19 protein-coding genes and 2 pseudogenes are annotated in these 21,320 nt (G+C 69.3%); 15 read left to right on the top strand and 6 right to left on the bottom strand.

What is annotated here, in order from left to right:
* Both AC1DWT_RS21990 and AC1DWT_RS21985 read left to right on the top strand, forming a co-directional pair.
* A pseudogene (locus AC1DWT_RS21990) lies at positions 1-246 on the top strand (acetyl-CoA C-acyltransferase); the annotation flags it as partial.
* 204 nt (positions 247-450) lie between these two features.
* Positions 451-555: pseudogene (locus AC1DWT_RS21985) on the top strand (acyl-CoA dehydrogenase family protein); the annotation flags it as partial.
* On the opposite strand, the gene AC1DWT_RS21980 reads toward AC1DWT_RS21985, so the two are convergent.
* Together AC1DWT_RS21980 and AC1DWT_RS21975 are read right to left on the bottom strand one after the other, a co-directional pair.
* Positions 536-2,017, bottom strand: coding sequence for a flavin-containing monooxygenase (locus AC1DWT_RS21980; RefSeq protein ID WP_072940263.1), 1,482 nt, complete (start codon positions 2,015-2,017; stop codon positions 536-538). The pseudogene AC1DWT_RS21985 and the gene AC1DWT_RS21980 sit on opposite strands and share 20 nt — an antisense overlap.
* Positions 2,014-2,949 carry a patatin-like phospholipase family protein gene (locus AC1DWT_RS21975; RefSeq protein ID WP_477922199.1) on the bottom strand — a complete coding sequence of 312 codons (936 nt, stop codon included), beginning with the start codon at positions 2,947-2,949 and terminating at the stop codon, positions 2,014-2,016. The genes AC1DWT_RS21980 and AC1DWT_RS21975 overlap by 4 nt, the downstream gene beginning before the upstream one ends.
* 83 nt (positions 2,950-3,032) lie before the next feature.
* Between AC1DWT_RS21975 and AC1DWT_RS21970 the strand changes: the two genes are divergently transcribed.
* Positions 3,033-3,638, top strand: a complete 606-nt coding sequence (locus AC1DWT_RS21970) for a TetR/AcrR family transcriptional regulator (protein ID WP_072940269.1) — start codon at positions 3,033-3,035, stop codon at positions 3,636-3,638.
* Between the two features lie 5 nt (positions 3,639-3,643).
* On the opposite strand, the gene AC1DWT_RS21965 is transcribed toward AC1DWT_RS21970, so the two are convergent.
* From AC1DWT_RS21965 to AC1DWT_RS21955, 3 genes are all read right to left on the bottom strand, one after another.
* Complete coding sequence (locus tag AC1DWT_RS21965) at positions 3,644-4,666, bottom strand: magnesium transporter CorA family protein (protein WP_072940271.1); 1,023 nt, start codon at positions 4,664-4,666, stop codon at positions 3,644-3,646.
* Between the two features lie 37 nt (positions 4,667-4,703).
* Entirely contained in the window at positions 4,704-5,906 is a 1,203-nt protein-coding gene (locus AC1DWT_RS21960) for an FAD-dependent monooxygenase (protein ID WP_477922195.1), read from the bottom strand.
* Between the two features lie 68 nt (positions 5,907-5,974).
* Positions 5,975-7,204, bottom strand: coding sequence for an MFS transporter (locus AC1DWT_RS21955; RefSeq protein WP_072940277.1), 1,230 nt, complete (start codon positions 7,202-7,204; stop codon positions 5,975-5,977).
* A 48-nt stretch (positions 7,205-7,252) separates the two neighbouring features.
* Between AC1DWT_RS21955 and AC1DWT_RS21950 the strand changes: the two genes are divergently transcribed.
* The 4 genes from AC1DWT_RS21950 (at position 7,253) to AC1DWT_RS21935 (ending at position 10,756) form a co-directional block, all read left to right on the top strand.
* The gene (locus AC1DWT_RS21950; protein ID WP_206013014.1) at positions 7,253-8,059 is read left to right on the top strand and encodes an IclR family transcriptional regulator; all 807 of its coding nucleotides are present in this window, start codon (positions 7,253-7,255) and stop codon (positions 8,057-8,059) included.
* 64 nt (positions 8,060-8,123) lie between these two features.
* A complete protein-coding gene (locus tag AC1DWT_RS21945; protein ID WP_477922192.1) occupies positions 8,124-9,203 on the top strand; it encodes a cupin domain-containing protein in 1,080 nt (359 codons plus the stop codon).
* Positions 9,204-9,209: 6 nt separating this feature from the next.
* Positions 9,210-10,037, top strand: a complete 828-nt coding sequence (locus AC1DWT_RS21940) for a fumarylacetoacetate hydrolase family protein (protein WP_477922191.1) — start codon at positions 9,210-9,212, stop codon at positions 10,035-10,037.
* 5 nt (positions 10,038-10,042) lie between these two features.
* The gene (locus tag AC1DWT_RS21935; RefSeq protein WP_477922189.1) at positions 10,043-10,756 is read left to right on the top strand and encodes a maleylpyruvate isomerase family mycothiol-dependent enzyme; all 714 of its coding nucleotides are present in this window, start codon (positions 10,043-10,045) and stop codon (positions 10,754-10,756) included.
* A 3-nt stretch (positions 10,757-10,759) separates the two neighbouring features.
* Here AC1DWT_RS21935 and AC1DWT_RS21930 read toward each other — a convergent pair whose 3' ends face one another.
* On the bottom strand, positions 10,760-11,452 hold the full coding sequence (locus tag AC1DWT_RS21930) for an SDR family NAD(P)-dependent oxidoreductase (protein ID WP_072940292.1): 693 nt from the start codon (positions 11,450-11,452) through the stop codon (positions 10,760-10,762).
* A gap of 134 nt (positions 11,453-11,586) precedes the next feature.
* Here AC1DWT_RS21930 and AC1DWT_RS21925 point away from each other — a divergent pair, with 134 nt between their 5' ends.
* From AC1DWT_RS21925 to AC1DWT_RS21890, 8 genes are all read left to right on the top strand, one after another.
* Complete coding sequence (locus AC1DWT_RS21925; protein WP_072940294.1) at positions 11,587-12,480, top strand: LysR family transcriptional regulator; 894 nt, start codon at positions 11,587-11,589, stop codon at positions 12,478-12,480.
* Positions 12,481-12,632: 152 nt separating this feature from the next.
* Positions 12,633-13,997, top strand: coding sequence for an MFS transporter (locus tag AC1DWT_RS21920; protein ID WP_072940297.1), 1,365 nt, complete (start codon positions 12,633-12,635; stop codon positions 13,995-13,997).
* Between the two features lie 24 nt (positions 13,998-14,021).
* Complete coding sequence (locus AC1DWT_RS21915) at positions 14,022-14,924, top strand: shikimate dehydrogenase (RefSeq protein WP_477922187.1); 903 nt, start codon at positions 14,022-14,024, stop codon at positions 14,922-14,924.
* The gene (locus tag AC1DWT_RS21910) at positions 14,921-16,870 is read left to right on the top strand and encodes an oxidoreductase (protein WP_387490847.1); all 1,950 of its coding nucleotides are present in this window, start codon (positions 14,921-14,923) and stop codon (positions 16,868-16,870) included. The genes AC1DWT_RS21915 and AC1DWT_RS21910 overlap by 4 nt, the downstream gene beginning before the upstream one ends.
* On the top strand, positions 16,867-17,664 hold the full coding sequence (locus tag AC1DWT_RS21905) for an aldo/keto reductase (protein ID WP_477922185.1): 798 nt from the start codon (positions 16,867-16,869) through the stop codon (positions 17,662-17,664). Before AC1DWT_RS21910 ends, AC1DWT_RS21905 begins: the two co-directional genes overlap by 4 nt.
* A complete protein-coding gene (locus tag AC1DWT_RS21900) occupies positions 17,664-18,755 on the top strand; it encodes a Gfo/Idh/MocA family protein (protein ID WP_072940309.1) in 1,092 nt (363 codons plus the stop codon). The genes AC1DWT_RS21905 and AC1DWT_RS21900 overlap by 1 nt, the downstream gene beginning before the upstream one ends.
* The gene (locus AC1DWT_RS21895; RefSeq protein ID WP_477922184.1) at positions 18,752-20,476 is read left to right on the top strand and encodes an FAD-dependent oxidoreductase; all 1,725 of its coding nucleotides are present in this window, start codon (positions 18,752-18,754) and stop codon (positions 20,474-20,476) included. Before AC1DWT_RS21900 ends, AC1DWT_RS21895 begins: the two co-directional genes overlap by 4 nt.
* Positions 20,473-21,300: a sugar phosphate isomerase/epimerase family protein gene (locus tag AC1DWT_RS21890; RefSeq protein WP_095862619.1), complete on the top strand. Its 828-nt coding sequence runs from the start codon at positions 20,473-20,475 to the stop codon at positions 21,298-21,300. The genes AC1DWT_RS21895 and AC1DWT_RS21890 overlap by 4 nt, the downstream gene beginning before the upstream one ends.
* The last annotated feature ends 20 nt before the right edge of the window (positions 21,301-21,320 follow it).

Here is a 21,320-nt window from a genome sequence, read left to right as displayed (position 1 = left end):
GTGATCGAGTTGAACGAGGCGTTCGCGTCGCAGGCGGTCGCGGTGATCCGGGACGCGAAGCTGAGCCCGGAGAAGACCAACCCGTACGGTGGGGCGATCGCGTTGGGTCACCCGGTCGGGGCGACCGGGGCGATCCTGAGTCTGCGGATCGCGAAGGACATGGTGCGCCGCGACCTCGAACTCGGCATCGTCACCATGTGCATCGGTGGCGGCCAGGCCCTCGCCGCCCTCTTCAAGCGCATCTGACCCCGCATGTGAGTGGCAAAGCGTGCCCGCACACGCTTTGCCACTCACGTCAGGTGATGCGGTCCGGGTGGGTGTAGATATTCATGGTGGTGCCACCGCGATCCGGGACGGCGACGACAACATCGCCAACGGGTCGAAGTCGAATCTGCTCGGCGAGGAGGGGCAGGGCTTCGGGCAGCTCTGGATCACTGCATCGAGGTGCACTTGCGTGAGTACCTGATCGCCCGGATGTACGAGGACGCCCGCGTCCAGAAGATCTACGCGGGCGCCAACGAGGTGATGAAGGGAATCATCGCGAAGTCGCTGTAGCCGTCGCCGGCTCACGCGACACGTCGTACGCCGCCTCGTCGAACCGGCCGAGTCGCTGCCGCATGCGGTCGGTCGACCACGGCCAGTTGAAGCTGTTGCGGCCGTTGACGTCGAGGAAGTAGCTCTGGCAGCCACCGGCGTTGTAGACGGTGGTGGCCAGGGCTTCCTGGACCTGGGCGTTGAACGCGTCCTGCACGTCCCGGCGCGGTTCCATCCTGGTCCATCCGTTGCTTCGGGCCGCGGTGACGGCCTGGATCAGGTATTCGAGTTGTGCCTCGAGGATCATGAACGCCGACGTGTGGCCGGTGCCCAGGGCCGGTCCGAGGAGGACGAACGCATTGGGGAAGCCCGCGACGGTCGTGCCGAGGTACGCCTGCGGGCTGCCCTTCCAGTGGTCGTCGAGGCTGCGGCCCTCGCCGTCGAACACCTTGGACCCGATGGGCATGTCGAGGATGTGGAAGCCGGTGCCGAAGATGATGGCGTCCACTTCCCGTTCGGCGCCGTCGCTGCCGACGACGACGTTGCCGCGCACCGACTGCACGGCGGTGGCGTGCACCTCGACGTTGGGGCGGGTGAGTGCGGGGTAGTACGTGTTGGACAGCAGCAGCCGCTTGCATCCGAGCGTGTAGTCGGGCGTCAACGCCTTGCGCAGCTTCGGATCCCGCACCTGGGTACGCAGTTGCGCCTTGCCGACCTGCTGGATCACCCGCAGGATCCACGGGTGCCGGAAGCCGAGCCCGAGAGATTCCATGATCGCGTACTCGAGGCGTCGCAACGCGCGGATCGCGCCCGGTACGCGGCGCAGGATCGTGCGCTCGACGCCGGGCAGGGAGTGGTCGGGTTTCGGCAGCACCCATTGCGCGGTCCGCTGATACAGATGGAGTTCCCCGACCTTCGGCTGGATGGCCGGGACGAATTGCACCGCGGACGCACCGGTTCCGACGACCGCCACGCGTTTGCCTGCGAGGTCGTAGTCGTGATTCCAGCGGGAGGAATGGAAGACCTCGCCGGTGAATGTGTCGAGACCGGGAATCGCGGGAACGAGCGGTTCGTTCCACGGCCCGGCGGCGGCGATGACGGCGTTCGCGGTGAACGTGCCCGCGGACGTGTCCACCGTCCAGCGCCTCGTCTGCTCGCTCCACTCGGCGCGCTGCATCTCGGTTCCGAACTTCACGTGGGCGGGTACCCCGTGATCGGTGGCGGTGCGCTCGATGTACCGGCGGATCTCCTCCTGCCCGGCGAACAACCGCGACCACTCCCGGTTCGGTGCGAACGAATAGGAGTACAGGGCCGAGGGGACGTCGCATGCGCAGCCCGGGTAGGTGTTGTCGCGCCACGTCCCGCCCAGCGCGTCCCCTTTCTCGAGAACGGCGAAGTTGTCGATCCCGCTCTGCTTCAGGCGGATGGCGGCCCCGATGCCGGAGATCCCGGCACCGACGATGAGGATGTCGTAGTGGTTCATGCGCGGACTCCGTTCGCGAGCTGGGCTCGGGTGGTGACGAGGGAATGTTCGAGGGGGGCGAGCCGGCGCCGGCCGTCCATGAAGTTCGGGCCCATGACGGCGAGGTCCTCGGCGGTCGCGTCGAGCCGGAGCACCCGCGTACCGGCCGCCTCCAGCCTCGCGACTTCGGCGTCCAGGCCCGCACTCATCCAGTTCCGCAGCATCCGGCGTTCGATGCGGGCCGCCCGGCGGCCGGGGATGCGGCCGGTCGATGCCATCGGTGCCAGCACGATCACCTCGTCGAGTGCGAGGGGGAGCGCGAGGTCGGCGGATGCGGTGGACGCCGCCCCGCCGTCGACGAACCGGCGGGGCCCGATGGGGACCGGGGGAAACCAGCCGGGAATCGCCCACGACGCCCGCAGCGCTTCGGACAGGGTCGCGGCCGGTGCGCCGGGTGAGCCGAATGCGACGCGTTCGCCCGTGTCGTAGTCCATGCTCACCAGCCATGTCGCCGGGTGGCGAACCCAGCCGGGCGCGCCCGTGAACCGCTGTGCGAGCCGGTCGAGCCAGGCGGTGTCGCCGCGGCCGCGGGGAAGGAGTCCGCTCGCGGCGGTGACGGGCGGCAGTCCGCGGCGCAGCAGGCCGGGCGAACCGAGGCCTGGCGCCGGGAGCGGCGGGAACCGTCCCGGTGCGGCGGCGAGATGCCCGTCGAGCGCCGGATGCGTGGCCCCACCGAGTTGCATCGCGAGCAGTTCGTCGACGCCGGCGCCGCCGCCCAGCATGGTGACGAGTTCGGCGCCCGCGGACGTGCCCACGAGCACGTCGGCGTCGCGTGGATCCCATCCCAGGGCGTCGCTCACGGCGACCAGGGCCGCCACCGTCCAGGCTGCGCCGAGCGTGCCGCCGCAACCGAGCACCAGCCCGCGGCTGATTTGTGTGTCACTCGAAGTCATACCTAGAAAGCTATCAGAAACCAGATACCGGCGGTATATGAAAAGTAGAATATTCTCGCAGGGGCTTCGGAGAAAGGGTGAGCATGGCGCGATTGACCAGGTCGGAGAGTCAGGCGCGGACGCGGGCGCATCTCGTCGCGACCGCGCGCGACCTCTTTCTCGCCGACGGGTACGCGGCCACCTCACTCGAGAAAGTCGCCGACGAGGCCGGCTACTCCAAGGGCGCGGTGTACTCCAACTTCAAGAACAAGAAGGAACTGTGCCTCGAGGTGCTCGGGCTCATCCACGCCACCAAGGGGCAGGAGATCGCGGAGGCGCTCGGCGGCGGCGAGACGATGGAGGAGCGACTCGAGGCGTTCCAGGCCTGGGCGGAGAAGACGCTCGGCGACGTCGGATGGACCATGCTGGAATTCGAACTGATCGTGCTGTCCCGTCACGACCCCGAACTCCGCGACGCCCTCACCGCCACCCTCGGTGTCGCGCGGGAGATCACAGTCACGCTGCTGAAATCGTTCACCGACTCACTCGGGGTCGTCCTGCCCGTGCCCGCGCAGGACGCGGCCAGCAGCATCCTCAGTCTCGGTGTCGGACTGGGCATTCAGCGCGCCATCGATCCCACCATCTCGGCCAGGGTGGTCACCGACAACCTCCGGGTGCTGCTGGCCGTGTCGCAGCCGAGCGAACTCTAGATCCGTCAGAGCCAGTCGCGCCGTCGGAACAAGACATACAGCAGGCTCGCGGACGTCACGATCACGACGGTGCTGACGATCGTCCCCGACACCTGCCCGACCCCAGGGAACAGGACGTTCTGACCGAACCACCCCGTCACCGCGGTGGGGACCGCGATGATGGCCGCCCAGCCGGTGAGCTTCTTCATGACGGTGTTGAGCCGGGCGTCCTGCAGCGACAGATTCGTCTCGAACACGGTCACCACCATGTCACGCAACGACTCCGTCCACTCGGCCGCACGCGTCACGTGGTCGTAGAGGTCGGTGTACAAGCTGTCGAGAACCGGCGACCGATCGTGTTCGGATTCGGCGCGCCCCCGGATGACGGCGCCCACCACCTCCCGCATCGGCAGCACGACGCGACGCAGTTGCACCAGTTCCTTCCGCAACCGGTACGTGCGCTGCTGAATCTCCTTGGTCCGCGCGGACTCGTCGAACAGTCCCTCCTCGAGCGCTTCGATCGCGTCGTCGATCGTCTCGATCGTCTCGAACTGGCCGTCCACGACGGCGTCGAGCAGGCCGTGCAGGAGCGCGAGTGCACCCGAACCCGGTGTGAGCAGCGCGGGGTCCTCCTCCCAGCGCTCCACCACCTGCGACATGTCGAACCGGTCGTCCCGCCGCACCGTGATGATCCCGTTCGACAGCACGAACGCCGAGACGCGGCTGAGCCGAAGCCGTGAGTCGAGGACGCCCAGCGTGCTGACGTCGTCGGCGTCGAACCAGGTTGCGTACGCGGTCACGAATGCGTGGCCGGCGTAACGCGTCGCCTTCGGTCGCTCACCGCGGGCGACGGCATCCTCGATGGCGTTCGGATCGAGGAGCAATTCGTTCGCCAGCTCGGTCAGGCACTCGTGGTCGGGGTCGCACAGATCGACCCACACGAGCGCGTTCTCGTCCCGCACCTTCTCGGACACGTCGGCAAGCGGAAAATCCTTGCCCACGCACTCGCCATCACGCCACACACGGGTTCGCACCAGGTTGAGGGTCACTCACCCAGTCTGCCGAACCCTCCGGGCGGGGAGGCGATTATGACGTGCGATCGGACGAGTAACCCCACAGCCAGTCGGTGTACCTGTAGCTCGACGTGTCCCGGGTGCGGAACAGTTCGTTGCGTGCGATGCGGGCGGTGCCGTCGAGGTGCCACAACTCGCCCCACATGCGTCCGATGGTGAGGATGCGATTGCAGCGCGGTGCGCGTTCGGTGTTGACCTCCTTCAGGATCTGCGGCCACGCGGAGTTGCCACCACCGGCGGAGAAGTCCTCGTCGGCATAGTCGGCCAGGCACTTCGCATCCTCGATCGCCATCACCGCTCCCGACGCCAGGTACTGCAGCGGGGGGTGCGCGGCGTCGCCGAGCAGGATCATCCGCCCGTCCACCCAGTTCTCGATGGGCTGCCGGTCGTACATCGGCCACCAGCGGTCCTTCCACAGGTAGTCGATACCGCGGCGGACGTTCTCGTGGCAGTGCGCATAGGCCTGCTCGAGTTCCTCGGGGCCGCCCCAGTTCTCGACCCCGTTCTTGTAGCCGGGCGATTCGAACACCGCGACCTGGTTGAGCATCTGCCCGCCGCGCAGCGGGTACTGGATGAAGTGGCATCCCGGGCCGATGTACCCGACCACGTCCTCGATGTCCTCGTCGAGGTCGACCTCGTCGTACGGCGTGGTGCCGCGGTAGGCGGCGTAACCGGACGACACCGGTTCGTCGTCCGAGATCTTCGCCCGCAGCCGGGATTTGAGGCCGTCCATGCCGAGGGCGATGTCGGCCTCGTGGGTTCGGCCGTCGTCGGTGCTCACGTGCACCCGGTCGCCGTCGGTGACCACGTCGGAGACGGTGACGCCCGTGTGCAGTTCGGCGCCCGCCGCCCGCGCGGCGTCGACGAGCGTCGCGTGCAGGTCGCTTCGGTGGGTCACGAAGTACGGTCCGCGGTAGCGGGCCCGGAACTCCGCTCCGAGGTCGATCTTGGTGAGCACCTCCGCGGTGATCGCGTCGCGGAACACGATGTTCTTCGGCAGGAAGGCCCGGGAGAGAACGTCGTCGAGCACGCCCCAGGAGGCGAGGATGCGGGCGCCGTGCGGCCCGACCTGCAGTCCGGCACCGACCTCCCCGAATTCGGTGGCCCGTTCGAACAGGGTGACGTTCGCGCCCTTCCTGGCGAGGGCGAGGGCGTTGGCCGCGCCGCCGATCCCGCCTCCGGCGATGATGATGCGTGCGTCCTGCAGGTTCGACATGACAGTTCCTTCGTTTCGAGCGTTCGGGGCAGGTGAGTGGCAAAGCGTGCCGGGGCACACGGCGGCACTCACGTGGGGGAGGGGAAGCGGCGCCAGATCACGGTGAGCAGCAGTGCGGCGACGAGCGCGCTGACACCGAAGAGGATGAAGTTGGAATCCGCGCCGAGCCCGGCGGCCAGCAGCAAGCCGCCGATCTGCGGTGCCGCGACGGCCCCGACACGGCCGACGCCGAGCGCCCAGCCGAGGGCGGTGCCGCGCAGATAATCGGGGTAGTGGGATGCGACCGCGGCGATGACGAGGCACTGGGTTCCGTGGGTCCCGACGCCGGCGAGGACGAAGATGACGTAGACCAGCGCGACCGGCGGGCTCGTCAGCAACGACAGCAGCGCGAGGCCCGCGAGGAGCGCGGCGACGATGCTGGTGGGGATCGTGCCGAACCGGACGCCGCCCCAGGCGGTGACGAACGAGCCCGCGACGGCGCCGAGGTTGAGCGCGAGGGCGAACGTGAGCGCGCTGCCGAGGTCGGTGCCCTCGCCCTGCATGAGTTTGGGCAGCCACGTGCCGAGGCCGTACCAGGCGAGCAGGGTGACCATCGTGGCGAGCGCGAACATGATGCTGACGGAACGGAATCGGGTACCGAGCAGTGCGCTGAAGCCGGTGGCCGGCCGCACCTCCGTCGACGTCACCGCCGCAGTGTGGTCGGGCAGCGTCTTCCATGCGATCGGCACCAGCAGGATCAGTGGGACGAGCGCGAACGCGAACATCGGCTGCCAGCCCCAGTTCGGGATGACGGGGATGCCGAGCAGTGCAGCGATCGAGCCGCCGATGGGAACCCCGGACATCATCATCGTGGCCACCGCGGCGCGCCACTTCGCGGGGACCAGTTCTGCGGCAAGCGCATTGGACGTCGGAACCAGGCCGCCCAGGCCGAGCCCGGCGATCAGACGCAACGCGCCGAACATGACGGGTCCGGTCGCCAGCGCGCACAGCGCGGTGAACACGGACAGGACGATCGCGCAGCCGATCACCGCCCGCTTGCGTCCCACGACGTCGGAGAGGCGGCCCGCGAGCACGGCGCCGATCATCATCCCGAGGAACGCGAGACTGCCGAGAGTGCCCGCGGTCGCGGCGCTGATGCCCCATTCGTTCTGGAGGCTCGGGATGACGTTGCCGTAGACGATGAGGTCGTAGCCGTCGAAGACCACGAAGAGCCAGCAGACGACGACGGCGATCGTGGCGGTGCGGTCCAGTCCGACGCGGTTCGTCGTCGGCGCCGCGGTGGTGGCGGTGAGGGGCATGAATCGAGGGTGATGCGGCGCACAGCACCCGTGCAATAAAGTTCTGCTGTGCAGAAAAAGAAGACCATCGAGAAGCCGGCGTACATGTTGGAGTCCGTCGACAACGCGCTGCGCCTGCTGCAAATGCTGCGCGACGTCGGAGCGCTGCGGATCAAGGACGCCGCCGAGGAACTCGGCATCGCACCGTCGACCGCGCATCGGCTGATGGCGATGCTGGTGTACCGGGGGTTCGCCGTTCAGGACGAGAAACGCCGGTACCACCCCGGGGCGGCGATGGGGGCCGGCCCGGCACAGCGGGGGTGGACCCGAGAATTCAACGACCTCTGCCGGCCCCACATGGAGGCGCTCGCGATCCTGTGCGGCGAGACCGTCAACCTCGTGATCCGCGTCGGCACCCAGGCCCGCTTCCTGTCGTCCGCCGAGTCGGCGGGAATCTTGCGGGTCGGCGACCGCCAGGGGCAGGTCCTCGATGCGGAATTGACTGCAGGAGGACGGATTTTGCTGGCGGAGCTACCGAGGGACACCCTCGCTCAGCTGTACCTGCGGCCCGCGGATCTGGCCGACGACGAACGCGAGTGGGGCGACCGCCGTCTGCCTGCCGACGAGTTCGAGCAGTTCTACCGGGAACTGTCCGCCGCCCGCGCCGTCGGGTTCGCCGTCAACGTGCAGCAGACCGAGGAAGGCGTCGCCGCATTCGGTGTCGCCATCCGGAACCGGGCCCGAACCGCCGTCGGAGCGCTGACCGTGGCCGTGCCGATCACCCGCTTCCGTCAGCACTCGCAGGGCCCGCTGGTGTCGCAGATCAAGAACGCGATCCGCGAACTCGAGGTGGACATCGCGGACCTCGAACCCTGACCGATGATTCTGCACACAAGAATTTTGTATCGACGGGGCGGCAGGCACTCCTAGCGTCGATGACATGACCGCTACCGAACCGCACGTCGACGACGACCCGGAGCTGAAGCAGCTCTACCAAGATTTCGAGAGCGAACACCTGAATCCGTTGTGGACTCAGCTCGGTGATCTGATGCCGATGACGCCGACGTCGCGGGCGGTGCCGTTCGTGTGGAAGTGGTCGACGCTGTACCCGTTGGCGCAGCGGGCCGGGGATCTGGTGCCGGTCGGCCGGGGCGGGGAGCGGCGGGCGATCGCCCTGGCCAACCCCGGTTTGGGCGGGGTGCCGTACGTGACGCCGACGCTGTGGGCGGCGATCCAGTACCTGGGCCCGAAGGAGGTGGCCCCCGAGCACCGGCACGCGCAGAACGCATTCCGGTTCGTCGTCGAGGGCGAGGGGGTGTGGACGGTCGTCAACGGCGACCCGGTGGCGATGCGCCGCGGTGATTTCCTGCTGACCCCGGGCTGGCATTTCCACGGCCACCACAACGAGACCGATCAGCCGATGGCGTGGATCGACGGCCTCGACATCCCGTTCGTGCACTACACCGACACCGGGTTCTTCGAATTCGGGTCCGAGAACGTCACCGACGATTCGACCCCGGACGTGTCCCGGTCGGAGCGGTTGTGGGCGCATCCGGGACTGCGACCGCTGGTGGGGTTGGACGCGAAGACGTCGTCGCCGATCGCGGCGTACCGGTGGGAGCACACCGACGCGGCGCTGCGTGAGCAGCTGGCACTCGAGGACGAGGGCTACGCGGCGACCACCGAACCCGGTCACGCCGCGGTCCGTTACACCAACCCGACCACCGGCGGCGACGTGATGCCCACCATCCGGGCCGAGTTCCACCGCCTGCGCGCCGGCGCCCGCACCAGGCCCCGCCGCGACGTCGGATCGACCGTCTACCAGGTGTTCGAGGGGTCCGGCCGGTTCGTCCTCGGCGGGCAGACCCGCACCGTCGGCAAGGGCGACATGGTGGTGGTCCCGTCCTGGACGGAGTGGTCGATCGAGGCCGACACCGAGTTCGACCTGTTCGCGTTCTCCGACGCCCCCATCGTCGAGCGCCTGCACTTTCATCGCACGTACATTTCCGAAGGAGCCTGAAATCTCATGAAGCTTGCCACCCTGCGCCGCGCCGGTGCGACCGTCGCCGTCCGTGTCGATTCCGACACCGCCGCCACCGTCATCGACGGCTACCCGGATCTGTCCGTGCTGTTGAACGACCCGGACTGGAAGTCGATCGCGGAGAACGCGTCCGGGGACACCGTGAATCTCGACGACGCCGATTACGCCCCGGTGGTCCCGAATCCGGGGAAGATCATCTGCGTCGGGTTGAACTACGCCAACCACATCCAGGAGATGGGCCGGGAGCTGCCCGAGTTCCCGACCCTGTTCGCGAAGTTCCGGGAGGCGCTGACCGGCCCGTACGACGACGTGATCGTCCCCGCCTACGCCGCCGCCCAGCTGGACTGGGAAGGGGAGTTGGCGTTCGTCGTCGGCAGGCRGGCATACCAGGTGTCCGAGTCGGACGCCGAGCAGTATATCGCCGGGTACTCGGTGATGAACGATTACACGATGCGCGACTACCAGTACCGCACGCTGCAGTGGGATCAGGGCAAGACGTTCGAGAAGACCAGCGGCTTCGGGCCGTTCCTGACGACCACCGACTCCTACACGTTCGGCGGCGCCCTGGTCACCACGCTCGACGGGCAGGTGGTGCAGACCACCACCACGGACGATCTGGTGTTCACCCCGGCGAAGCTGGTGGAGTACATCTCGCACATCGTGACGCTGCAGCCCGGTGATGTGGTGATCACCGGAACCCCGGGCGGGGTCGGGCACGCCCGCAAGCCCGGTCTCTACATTCAGGACGGGCAGACGGTCGAGGTCACCATCGACGGCCTCGGTTCGGTGCGTAACAAGACGATCGTCAAGTAGGGGCCGTGAGTTTCCACGATCTCGACCTGGCCGAGCGGCTGCTGATCGCGCGCCGCGGCACGGCGTATTTCGCGCAGCGTCTCGCCGAGCTGACCGATGAGCAACTGCACGAGCCGACGGCGCTGTCCGGATGGTCGCGCGCGCACCTGGTGGCGCACGTCGGCTACAACGCGGCCGCGCTGTGCCGGCTGCTGGAGTGGGCGGCCACCGGGATCGAGACCCCGATGTACGCGTCGCCGGAGCAGCGGGGCCGGGAGATCGCCGAGGGCGCCACCCTGTCGGCCGCGGCGTTGCGGAACCTGTTCGACCACACCGTCGCCCGCCTCGACGAGAAGTGGCGGAACCTACCGGACTCGGCGTGGGAGGCGCAGGTGCGCACCGCACAGGGCCGTACCGTGCCGGTGTCGGAGACGGCGTGGATGCGCACCCGGGAGGTGTGGATCCATGCCGTGGACCTGGGGAACGGTGGCCGGTTCGGCGACTTCCCCGACGTCGTGCTGGAGTCGCTGCTCACCGACATCACCGGCATGTGGCGTCGCAAGGACCTCGGCGCGGGCCTCGTGCTCACGGTCGACGGCTGTGAACCGGTTGCGGTACAGCCGGATTCGCCGACAGCCGACAAGGTGTCCGGCCCTCTCGCCGCAGTGGTGCGGTGGGCCGCCGGCCGCGGCGCGGTCGGACTCGGCGCGGACATCCCCGAGCCGCCGCACTGGTTGTGAGCGCTAGTACGACGCCCGGCCACCGCTGGCGTCGTAGACGGCACCGGTCGAGAAACTGAGCGCCTCCGAGCACAGCCATGCGACGAGTTCGGCGATCTCCTCGGGCCGTCCCATCCGGGCCATCGGGGTGAGGCTCTGCGAGCGCGCGAGGATCGCCGGGTCGGTGCCGGCGTTCATCGGGCTCTCCACCGCCGCCGGGGCGACCACATTGGCGAGGACGCCGGTCGTCGCGACCTCCTTGCCGAGCGATTTCGTCAACGCGATCACCGCTGCCTTGGACGCCGAGTAGGCGCTCTGCCCGGGATTACCATCCTTGGCCGCGATGCTCGCCATGTTCACGACCCGTCCCCAGCCGGCGTCGGTCATGGCGGGCACGAACGCGCGGCACACGAGGAACGTCCCCTCGACGTTGATGCGGAACGTGCGGCGCCAGTCCTCGAGTTCGACGTCGACCAGTGGCGCCGACGGTCCCACCACACCGGCGCTGTTGACGAGGATGTCGACGCGGCCGAGGCGTGCGGCGAGGTTCTCGACGGCGTCGGCATCGGTGACGTCGAGGCGCTCGTCGGCCCCGGCGGCGACGTCCGCGGTGACGACGCGGACCCCGGCGCCGGCGAGGCGTTTCGCGCACGCCGCACCGATTCCGCTCGCGCCGCCGGTGACGAGCGCGGTCGCGCCCTCGGGATACGTGACCATGGTGGTTTCTCCTCGCGACTGTGTGCGCATTAGTCTTGTTCTATGTGCGAAATCGGAATGATCTATTTCGCACTGTGTACGAATTGGAATATATGGGCTGAGCCACACTCGTCAAACTCGCCGAAGGGAATCCGATGGAGATTCGCTGGCTGCAGGCGTTCGTCGCCGTCGCCGAAGAACTGCATTTCGGCCGGGCCGCCGCGCGACTCCAGATGGCGCAGTCGCCGCTGAGTCAGACGGTGCGCAAACTCGAGAAGGACATCGGCGTGCCGTTGTTCGAGCGGAGCACCCGCAGCGTCGCGCTCACGTCGGCGGGCCACACGTTCCTGCCACACGCCTACCGCATTCTCGAGAGCGTCGACATCGCGCGTCAGGCCACCCGCGCGTCCGCCGGGGGTGTGTACGGCCGCATCAAGATCGGCTTCACCGGTGTGCTCAACCATCTGTCTCTGCCGCCGCTCACCCGCGCGCTCCGGCAACGCTACCCCGACATCGAACTCACCCTCGTCGGGCGAATCATGACCCGCGACGCCATCACCCAACTGGACAGTGGTGCACTCGATCTCGCGTTCGTCGGGCTTCCCGTCGAGACGGCATCGGTGTCGACGCGGCTGATCCGCCGGGAGCCGTTCGGTGCTGTGCTGCCCGCGGATCACCCGCTCGCGTCGGAGTCGGAGATCGACCTGCGCGACCTCGCCGAGGACGGGTTCGTGACGACGCCGCTGTCGGCCGGTTCGGCGTTGCAGGAGGTGGCGATGCGCGCCTGCGTCGATGCGGGGTTCCGTCCCCGCGTCGTTCAGGAGATCACCGACCCGTACATGATCCTGATGCTGGTGGCGACGGGTGTCGGCGTGGCGCTGATGACGTCGGGCATCGCCGCGATCACGCCCCCGGGCACGGTGTTCGTTCCCCTCACCGGCGAGCCCATTTACATGAACCACGGCCTCGCCTGGTCGCCCCGTCGTGTCTCCGACGCGCTCCGGGTGGCGCTCGCGGTGTCGGAGGAGATCCTGCCGACTCCCGATTAGGACGTTTTCGATCTATATCTAAGACTTTTTTTGCGCTGGACTGCGCATAGTCCGCCATGACACGCTCGTCACGGTCCGGAACTTCGTGTGAGGTGAGTCACCTCCGAAGAACGCCTCGCGGCGACACCGGATCCTGGGACGAAAGGAACACCATGGCAAGCACGTCTACACGCGACACCGGGGGACAACCGAACGAGAACGCCCGCCGGGCCGCCGTCTCGGGATTCCTCGGCAGCACGCTCGAGTACTACGACTTCTTCATCTACGGGTCCGCGGCAGCGCTCGTCTTCCCGAAGATCTTCTTCCCCGGCGGAGGAGCGACGGCGACGTTGCTGTCGATCGGCACGCTCGGCGTCGCGTACATCGCGCGTCCGCTCGGCGCCGTGCTGTGGGGGCACCTCGGCGATCGATACGGCCGCAAGAATTCCCTGCTGGCCTGCCTGCTCCTCATGGGCATCGCGACGGTCGTCGTCGGCTGCCTTCCCACGTACGAGCAGATCGGAATGGCCGCGCCCATCATCCTGGTGCTCCTGCGGTTGCTGCAGGGCCTGTCCGCGGGCGGAGAATCTCCCGGATCTTCCGCGTTGACCCTCGAGCACGCGCCCGACGGTCGCCGCGCATTCTTCACCTCCTTCACCATGAGCGGCATCATGTTCGGCATCGTCATCTCGAGTCTGGTGTTCATACCCGTGGCCGCACTGCCGGACGACGCGCTCTACTCGTGGGGCTGGCGGGTGCCGTTCCTGCTCAGCATCGTCGTGACGGGCGTCGCGGTCTGGCTGCGTCGCAAGCTCGACGAGCCGGAAGTCTTCGAGGAGCTGAAGGAACAGGACGACACGGCAGGCATTCCCGTCGTCGAGATGTTCCGCTCGCACTGGCGCACCGTGATCCGCATCAGCCTCAGCGCGACATTCGCGATGATCAACACGATCGTCAACGTCTTCGCGCTGGCGTACGCCGTGCAGGTCGCCGGGCTCGAACGCTCCACCATGCTGTGGGCGATCGCCACCGCCAATTTCGTCGCGGTGCTCACCCAGCCACTGTTCGGYATCCTCGCCGACCGGATCGGCCGCAAGCCGGTGTTCGTGACGGGCGCCGTCGGCGCCGCAGGCATGGTGTTCGTGTTCTTCCACGCCATCGGAACCGGCAGTGCGCCCATGGTGTTCGCGGCCGGCATCGTCCTGATCGGCCTGTTCTACGCGATGCCCAACGGCGTGTACCCGGCGTACTTCCCCGAGCAGTTCCCTGCCAAGGTCCGGTACACCGGAATGGCCGTGAGCCTCATGCTCGGACTGCTGGTCGCCGGTTTCACCCCGGCCATCGCGCAGTGGCTGTCGGCGGGCGACACCGCGAACTGGACGCCGGTCGCCTGGATGTGCCTGGGCTTCGCCCTGCTGTCCTCGGCCGCCGCGCTCACCGGTCCCGAGACCTACCGCACCCCCACCGAGCAGTTGGGCGAACCCGACGCGACGACGGCCGGCACGCGGGAGCAGGCGCTCGTCCGCAACGACGCCTGACCGACACCTCTGCAGGAGATCTTCATGCACCCCGAATCCACCCGGCACCGGATCCGCCTCGTCGGGGCAGGGATCGCCACGTCCCTGTCCCCGGCGCTGCACGAACACGAGGCCGCCGCCCTCGGCCTCCCCGACTACCGCTACGACCTGATCGACGTCGCCGCGGAGGGCATCCCCGTCGACAGGTCCGGCGACACACTGCGGCGTGCCGTCGCGGCAGGCTGCACCGGGTTCAACATCACCCACCCGTGCAAGCAGGCGGTCGCCGAATCCCTCGACGAATTGTCCGACAACGCACGACTTCTCGGTGCCGTCAACACCGTCGTCGTCCGCGACGGCCGCCTGATCGGTCACAACACCGACCACAGCGGATTCCTCTCGGCGCTGCGCCGCGGACTGCCCGACGCCGCGCTCGGACGCGTCGTTCTCGCCGGCGCCGGCGGTGCCGGTTCGGCCGTCGCCTACGCGCTCGCCGCCGCCGGGGTGCGGGACCTGCGGATCGCCGACGTCGACCCGTCCCGTGCCGCGGACGTCTGCGCGCGCCTCGAGGCCGCGTTCCCGCAGACGACGGTCACGGCCATCGGACTCGACGCGATCGAAGCGAACCTGGCGCACTGCGACGGCGTCGTCAACGCGTCCCCGATCGGCATGGTCGGATATCCGGGAACGCCGTTCGACACCGGCGCGCTCCATCCCGGGCTGTGGGTCGCCGACATCGTCTACCGCCCGCTGCGCACCGAACTCGTTCTGGCGGCAACCGCTCTCGGCTGCGCCGTCCTCGACGGCGGCCAGATGCTCGTCGCGCAGGCGGCCGACACATTCGCCCTCCTCACCGGCGTCACCCCCGACCCCGACCGCATGCGACGCCACCTCGGCGACCTGCTCGCCGAGCAGTCCGCCCCGACCGTCCTGGAGGAGTCCCGATGACCGCGCACCCGTTCGCCGCGCCCCTCGACCTGGGCAACGTGCGACTGCGCAACCGCTTCGTGTCGGCCCCGATGGAACGCAACTACTGCGAGGTCGACGGCACGATGACCGACGAGTACATCGCGTATCTCGAACGCCGCGCGGCGGGCGGCGCGGCTCTCGTGTTCACCGAGGCCAGCTACGTGCGCGCCGACGGCAAGGGCCGCATCCGGCAGATGGGCGTCGACGTCGACGAACGCCTCCCGGGCATCGTGAAGCTGGCCGACGCGATCCATGCGCAGGGCGCGGTGGTGGGTGTCGAACTCAACCACGGCGGCCGCACCGCGCAGGGCGCCGTCAGCGGATTCGTCCCCGTCGCACCGTCACCGATCCCGTGCGCGGTGGTCGGCGGTGACATGCCCGAGCAACTCGACGGCGACGACATCGAGCACATCGTCGAATGCTTCGGCGAGGCCGCCGCGCGCTGTCAGCAAGCCGGAATCGACGTCATCTCGTTGCACGGCGGGCACGGCTACCTCATCCACCAATTCCTCTCACCGGCGTACAACCACCGCGACGACGAGTGGGCCGACCCGACGCTGTTCGTCAACCGCGTCATCGACGCCGTCCGCACCATGGCCCCGGGTATCGCTCTCGGACTGCGGTTCTCGGCGTTCGAGGCGATCGACGGCGGACTCGATGCCGAGACGACGCGCGCCCGCATCGACGCGATCGACACCGACCGCCTCGACTTCCTCGACGTCTCCGCCGGCAACTACGAATCCGGGCAGTGGATCATCCAGCCCGGTGAGTGGCCGCGCGGCCTCCTCGCCCCCTACTCCCGGCAGTACACGCGGGACTTCGACATCCCGGTCGGCGTCGCGGGCCGGATCAGCTCACCCGAGATCGCCGCGCAGATCATCGAATCCGGGCAGGCCGACTTCGTGAGCATGGCCCGCACGCTGCACGCCGACCCCGACTTCCCGAACCGCGCGCTGGACGGCGGCCGGTACCGGCCGTGCATCGCCTGCAACTACTGCATCGACAGCCTCGCCGCCGGACCCGTCCCGTGCTCGGTCAACCCGTGGGTGGGCCGCGAACTCGAGCAGCCGTCGACGCCGGCGGACGTGCCCGTGCGCGTCGCGGTGGTCGGGGCCGGACCGTCCGGCATGGCGGCCGCCCGCGACCTCGCCCTCGCCGGGCACCGCGTGGACCTCTACGACGAACGCGGCAGCCTCGGTGGGGATTTCGCGCTGGCGTCCCGGCTCCACGAGTACCCCGAGTATTCGCGGATCGTCGAGTGGTACCTCGCCGAACTCACCGACCTCGACGTCACCTGCCACCCCGGCACGCGGGTCGACGCCGCCGCACTGGCCGGCCTGGATTTCGACGCCATCGTGCTCGCGACCGGCGGCCGCGGACCCGCGGTCGACCTCCCCGGGGCCGGCACCCGCAGGGTCCGCGACGTCCGGGAGTTCCTGGCATCCGGTGACCCTGCCCCCGAGGCGATCACGATCTTCGGCGCCGACCGGGAAGCGGCCGCGGTCGCCGACGACCTGCTCCAGCACGGCACGACGGTCGTCATGATCGGCCCGCAGGAGACCATCGCCCACGACGTCGGCCGGCGCGGAAAGATCGTGCTGCTGCCGCGGCTCGCCGCGAGCGAGAACCTCACCACCCATCTGTCGTCGATCGTGACGCGGATCGAGGAAGACCGGGTGGTGATCTCGACCGGCGGCGAGGAGCGGGTGGTCGACGCTCCCGGTGAACTGCTGATCTCGCACGGCGTCGAGCCCCGCGCCGACCTGCTCGCCGCGCTGAGGGGGCTGGCACCCCGGCTCGGCGTCCACCCGGTCGGTGACGCGAGCGGTGACGGCGGCTCCATCCATACCGCTCTGGTGACCGCGGCCGACGTCGCCGCGAAGATCACGGCGGCCGCCGAGGCCCGCGAGGTGGTCAGCGCATGATGGCGATCCCGCCCCTCGGTCTCGGGACCTGGCCGCTGACCAGTCCGGACGCCACCCGGGCCGTGCTGTCCGGCATCGAGGCGGGCTACCGGCTGATCGACACTGCCGCCATCTACGGGAACGAGGACGCCGTGGGCGCCGCCCTCGCGGAGTGCGGTCTGCCCCGCGACGAACTGTTCGTCACCACCAAACTGCGCGGGAGCGATCACGTGTCGGGTGACATCCGCGGTGCCGTCGAACGCAGCCTGAAGAGTCTCGGGCTCGATCGGCTCGACCTGTTCCTCATCCACTGGCCGCTGCCACGCCACGACACATACGTCACGGCGTTCGAGGCGATGCTCGCCTGCCGGGACGCCGGGCTGGTGCGGCACGTGGGCGTCTCCAACTTCCTGGGCACGCACCTGCGCCGCGTCGTCGCCGAGACCGGAAAGGCCCCGGCCGTCAACCAGATTCAGATGGACCCGTCGCTCGCCCGGCTGCCCGTCCGCCGCGCGAACGACGAACTCGGGGTGTCCACGCAGTCGTGGAGTCCGCTCGGCCGCGGCGACGTGCTCGGCGCACCCGCGGTCACCGCGATCGCCGAACGCCTCGGCCACTCGCCCGCGCAGGTGGTCCTGGCCTGGCATCGCGCGCAGGGTGTCGTCCCGATCGTCCGGTCGGCCGATCCCGCACGTCAGGCCGAGAACCTGGCTGCCCTCGACGTCCGGCTCACGGCCGGGGACGTCGACGCCCTGAACCGTCTCGACCGCGGCGAGTCCGCCGCCCGGGACGTCGAAACCGAGGAGCACTTCTGATGGCACTACGAATCGGCATCGTCGGCTGCGGCAAGATCGCCGGCAACCACGCCCGGGCCTTGCAGCAGGTGCCCGGCGTCGAGGTCGTCGGGTGCTGCGACCCCGACCTGGAACGGGCCCGGACATTCGCTGCGGCGCACGGCATCACGAGGGCCGTCGGGTCGGTCGCGGAACTGTTCACCCTCGGGCTCGACGCGTGCACCGTGTGCACGCCGCATCCCGTCCACGAGGAGGTTGTCGTCGCGGCCGCGCAGGCGGGCATCCACGTGCTGTGCGAGAAGCCGATCGCCGTCGACGTCGCCGCCGCCGACCGGATGGTCGAGGCCGCGGACCGCGCGGGCATCACGTTCGGGGTGCTGTTCCAGCGCCGCTTCTGGCCCGCCGCCCGCCGCATCCGGGATGCGATCGACGACGGCCGGATCGGTGTTCCGGTACTCGGTGAGGCGTCGGTGATCCTGCACCGCCCGTCGTCCTACTACTCCGCCGACGCGTGGCGCGGACGGTGGGACACCGACGGCGGCGGTGTCCTCATGACGCAGGCCGTGCACCAGATCGACATGCTGCAGTGGTTCATGGGCGAGGCCGTCCAGGTGAGCGGCTTCATCCGCACCCACACGCACGGCGAGCACATCGAGACCGAGGACAGCGCGTCGGCGGTCGTGTCGTTCGCGTCGGGCGGCACCGCCACCGTCACCGCGACCACCGGCGCCAACCACAACCTCGGCAACCGGGTCACCGTGCTCGGACAGACCGGTGCGGTCGCGAGCGTTCTCGAATTCCCGGAAGGGCAGGAGGGTGTCAACGAGATCTGGACCGTGCCGGGCGACACCGAGTTCCGGGCGCCCTTCACCTCTGACGTCCGCGCCAATCTCGACGTCACCGAGGTCAACGCCGGACTCGCCGATTTCCACACCCTCCAGGTGCAGGACTTCGCGGACGCCGTCCTGACCGGCCGGGCGCCTGCCGTCACCGGACGCGACGCCCGCGCCTCGCTCGCGATCGTCGCCGCCGTCTACGAGTCGTCCCGCACCGGCCGGGTCGTCGACCTCACGCCCGCCCCCGCCCCCGTCACCACCAAGGAGAACGCATGACCCCCGACCCTTCCACCCCGGCCTACGACGTCGTCGTCATCGGCTCCGGCGCGGGCGGCCTGTCCGCCGCCGTCGCCGCCGCCGACGGGGGAGCGTCCGTCCTCGTCGTCGAGAAGGCGGACACGTGCGGCGGCGCCACGGCGTGGTCGGGCGGGTGGATGTGGACGCCGCGGAATCTGTTCGCGCACGCGGACGGTGTCAACGAGGACCGCTCGGCGCCGCGCACGTATCTCGAACACCGGCTCGGCGAGAACTTCGACGCCGCCAAGGTGGACGCCCTGCTCGACGGCGCGCCCGAGATGGTCGAGTTCTTCGAGAAGAAGACGGCGCTGCAGTTCGTTCCGGGCGCGAAGATCGCCGACATCCACGGCGACACACCCGGTGCCGGAACGGGTCACCGCTCGGTCGGACCGAAACCGGTGAGCCTGCGGACACTCGGACCCGATGTCGCGGCCCTGCTCCGGCGGCAACTCTACGAGACGTCGTTCCTCGGCATGGGCATCATGGCCGGCCCCGACCTGCAGGCGTTCCTGCACTCGACCCGGTCGGCGAAGGCGTTTCTCCACTGCACGAAACGGGTGTCCACCCACCTGCTCGACCTCGCCACCAAGCGTCGCGGGCAGCAACTCGTCAACGGCACCGCGCTCGTCGGCAGGCTGCTGCGGTCGGCGCTCGACGCCGGCGTCGAGATCCGCGTGAGCACGGCGGCCACCGCACTGACCACCGACTCCGCGGGCAAAGTCACCGGTGTCCGGCTGGCGGGCCCGGACGGCGCCTACACCGTGCACGCCCGATGCGGTGTCGTCCTCGCGACCGGCGGCTTCAGTCGCGACGTCGACCGGCGCCGCGAACTGTTCCCCCGCACCCCCACCGGACACGAGCACTGGACGCTGACCCCGTCCACGACCACCGGCGACGGCATCACGCTCGGCGAATCCGCGGGCGGCCGACTCGACGACTCGGTCGCCTCCCCGGTCGCGTACTGCCCGGTGTCGATCATCCGGTACCGCAACGGCAAGGAGGGCGTGTTCCCGCACATCCTCGACCGCGGAAAGCCCGGCGCCATCGGTGTTCTCGCGGACGGACGACGCTTCGTCAACGAGGGGCTCGGCTACCACGACTACACGCTCGCGATGGTCGAGCAGGTGCCCGACGGCGAGGAGGTGTGCTCCTGGCTGATCGCCGACCAGCGGTACCTGCGGTACTTCCCGCTCGGCATGGCCAAGCCGCTGCCGATCCCCACGTGGCCGTACCTGAAGTCGGGCTACCTCACCCGCGGCCGCACGGTGCGCGAACTGGCCGAGAAGATCGGCGTCGACCCGGACGGCCTGGAGAAGACGGTCGCGGCGTTCAACGAGGGCGCCCGCGACGGCGTCGACCCCGAATTCGGCCGTGGCACCACACCGTTCACCGTCGGGTCCGGAGACGCCGACAACCCCTGGCCCAACCCGGCCCTCGCACCGCTCGAGGAGGGCCCGTTCTACGCGGTCAAGGTGGTCCCCGGCAGCTTCGGCACATTCGCGGGCCTGGTCACCGATTCGACGTCCCGGGTGCTGAACGACGACGACCAGCCGATCGGCGGACTGTTCGCCGTCGGCGTCGACCAGTCCAGCGTCATGGGCGGTCACTACCCGTCCGGCGGCATCAACCTCGGCCCGGCCATGACCTTCGGCTACCTCACCGGTCGCCGCCTCACCTCGACGACAGGAGAACTGCGATGACCGCCCCACTCGGCCTTGCCGCGCTCACGGTGCTCGACACCGCGCCGCTCGAGCAGGTGGACCTCGCCGAGAAACACGGTTTCGACACGATCGGCATCCGGTTGCTGCCCGCCGCACCCGGCACCACCGCCTACCCGCTGCATGAGAACCCGGCCGCCCTCGACGCGCTGGTGCGCCGTCTCGACGACTCGCCGATCGAGGTGTTCGACCTCGAAATCATCCGGCTGGGAACAGATTTCGCTCCGGAGTCGTACGTTCCTCTGCTCGAGGCGGGCGCACGGCTCGGCGCGAAGGCCGTGCTCGTCGGCGGCGACGACCGCGACCGCTCGCGGCTCACCGACTCCTACGCGCGGCTGGCGGAACTGTGCGCGAACTACGGCATCGTCGCGAGCCTCGAGTTCATGCCGTGGACGGCCGTGCCCGACGCGACCGCCGCGGTCGAGATCGTGTCGCAGGCCGACGGGCCTGCCCGCAGCGTGCTGGTGGACGCCCTGCACGTCGGACGGTCGAGCACCACTGCGGCCGACCTCGCGGCGATCCCGCGGGAGTGGCTGCACTACGCGCAGATGTGCGACGGCTCGGTGCCCGCGCCCACGGACGACGCCGAACTGATCCGTCAGGCGCGCGAGGAGCGCCTCGTTCCCGGGGCGGGTGGCATCCCGCTCGCCGACATCTGGTCGACGTTGCCGGCAGGCCTGCCGGTGAGCATCGAACTCCCCAACGAGCCGCTCCGGCGGGCCGTCGGCACGGACGCGTGGCTCGAGCGGCTGGTCACCGCCACCCGGGAGGTGCTCGCGCAGGTTCCGGCGGCCACCGGCGGCTGATCGTCCGAGCTACCGTTCTT

It is taken from the genome of Rhodococcus sp. P4_B6, from assembly GCF_056402215.1.
Note: the sequence above shows the minus strand (reverse complement) of the source record. Positions and strands in the feature narration are given on the sequence as shown.

Excerpts from the sequence above, each read along its gene's own strand:
- AC1DWT_RS21980 (WP_072940263.1), bottom strand. The coding sequence starts at position 2,017 with ATGAACCACTACGACATCCTCATCGTCGGTGCCGGGATCTCCGGCATC.
- AC1DWT_RS21975 (WP_477922199.1), bottom strand. The coding sequence starts at position 2,949 with ATGACTTCGAGTGACACACAAATCAGCCGCGGGCTGGTGCTCGGTTGC.
- AC1DWT_RS21970 (WP_072940269.1), top strand. The coding sequence starts at position 3,033 with ATGGCGCGATTGACCAGGTCGGAGAGTCAGGCGCGGACGCGGGCGCAT.
- AC1DWT_RS21960 (WP_477922195.1), bottom strand. The coding sequence starts at position 5,906 with ATGTCGAACCTGCAGGACGCACGCATCATCATCGCCGGAGGCGGGATC.
- AC1DWT_RS21955 (WP_072940277.1), bottom strand. The coding sequence starts at position 7,204 with ATGCCCCTCACCGCCACCACCGCGGCGCCGACGACGAACCGCGTCGGA.
- AC1DWT_RS21945 (WP_477922192.1), top strand. The coding sequence starts at position 8,124 with ATGACCGCTACCGAACCGCACGTCGACGACGACCCGGAGCTGAAGCAG.
- AC1DWT_RS21930 (WP_072940292.1), bottom strand. The coding sequence starts at position 11,452 with ATGGTCACGTATCCCGAGGGCGCGACCGCGCTCGTCACCGGCGGCGCG.
- AC1DWT_RS21925 (WP_072940294.1), top strand. The coding sequence starts at position 11,587 with ATGGAGATTCGCTGGCTGCAGGCGTTCGTCGCCGTCGCCGAAGAACTG.
- AC1DWT_RS21915 (WP_477922187.1), top strand. The coding sequence starts at position 14,022 with ATGCACCCCGAATCCACCCGGCACCGGATCCGCCTCGTCGGGGCAGGG.
- AC1DWT_RS21910 (WP_387490847.1), top strand. The coding sequence starts at position 14,921 with ATGACCGCGCACCCGTTCGCCGCGCCCCTCGACCTGGGCAACGTGCGA.
- AC1DWT_RS21905 (WP_477922185.1), top strand. The coding sequence starts at position 16,867 with ATGATGGCGATCCCGCCCCTCGGTCTCGGGACCTGGCCGCTGACCAGT.
- AC1DWT_RS21900 (WP_072940309.1), top strand. The coding sequence starts at position 17,664 with ATGGCACTACGAATCGGCATCGTCGGCTGCGGCAAGATCGCCGGCAAC.
- AC1DWT_RS21895 (WP_477922184.1), top strand. The coding sequence starts at position 18,752 with ATGACCCCCGACCCTTCCACCCCGGCCTACGACGTCGTCGTCATCGGC.
- AC1DWT_RS21890 (WP_095862619.1), top strand. The coding sequence starts at position 20,473 with ATGACCGCCCCACTCGGCCTTGCCGCGCTCACGGTGCTCGACACCGCG.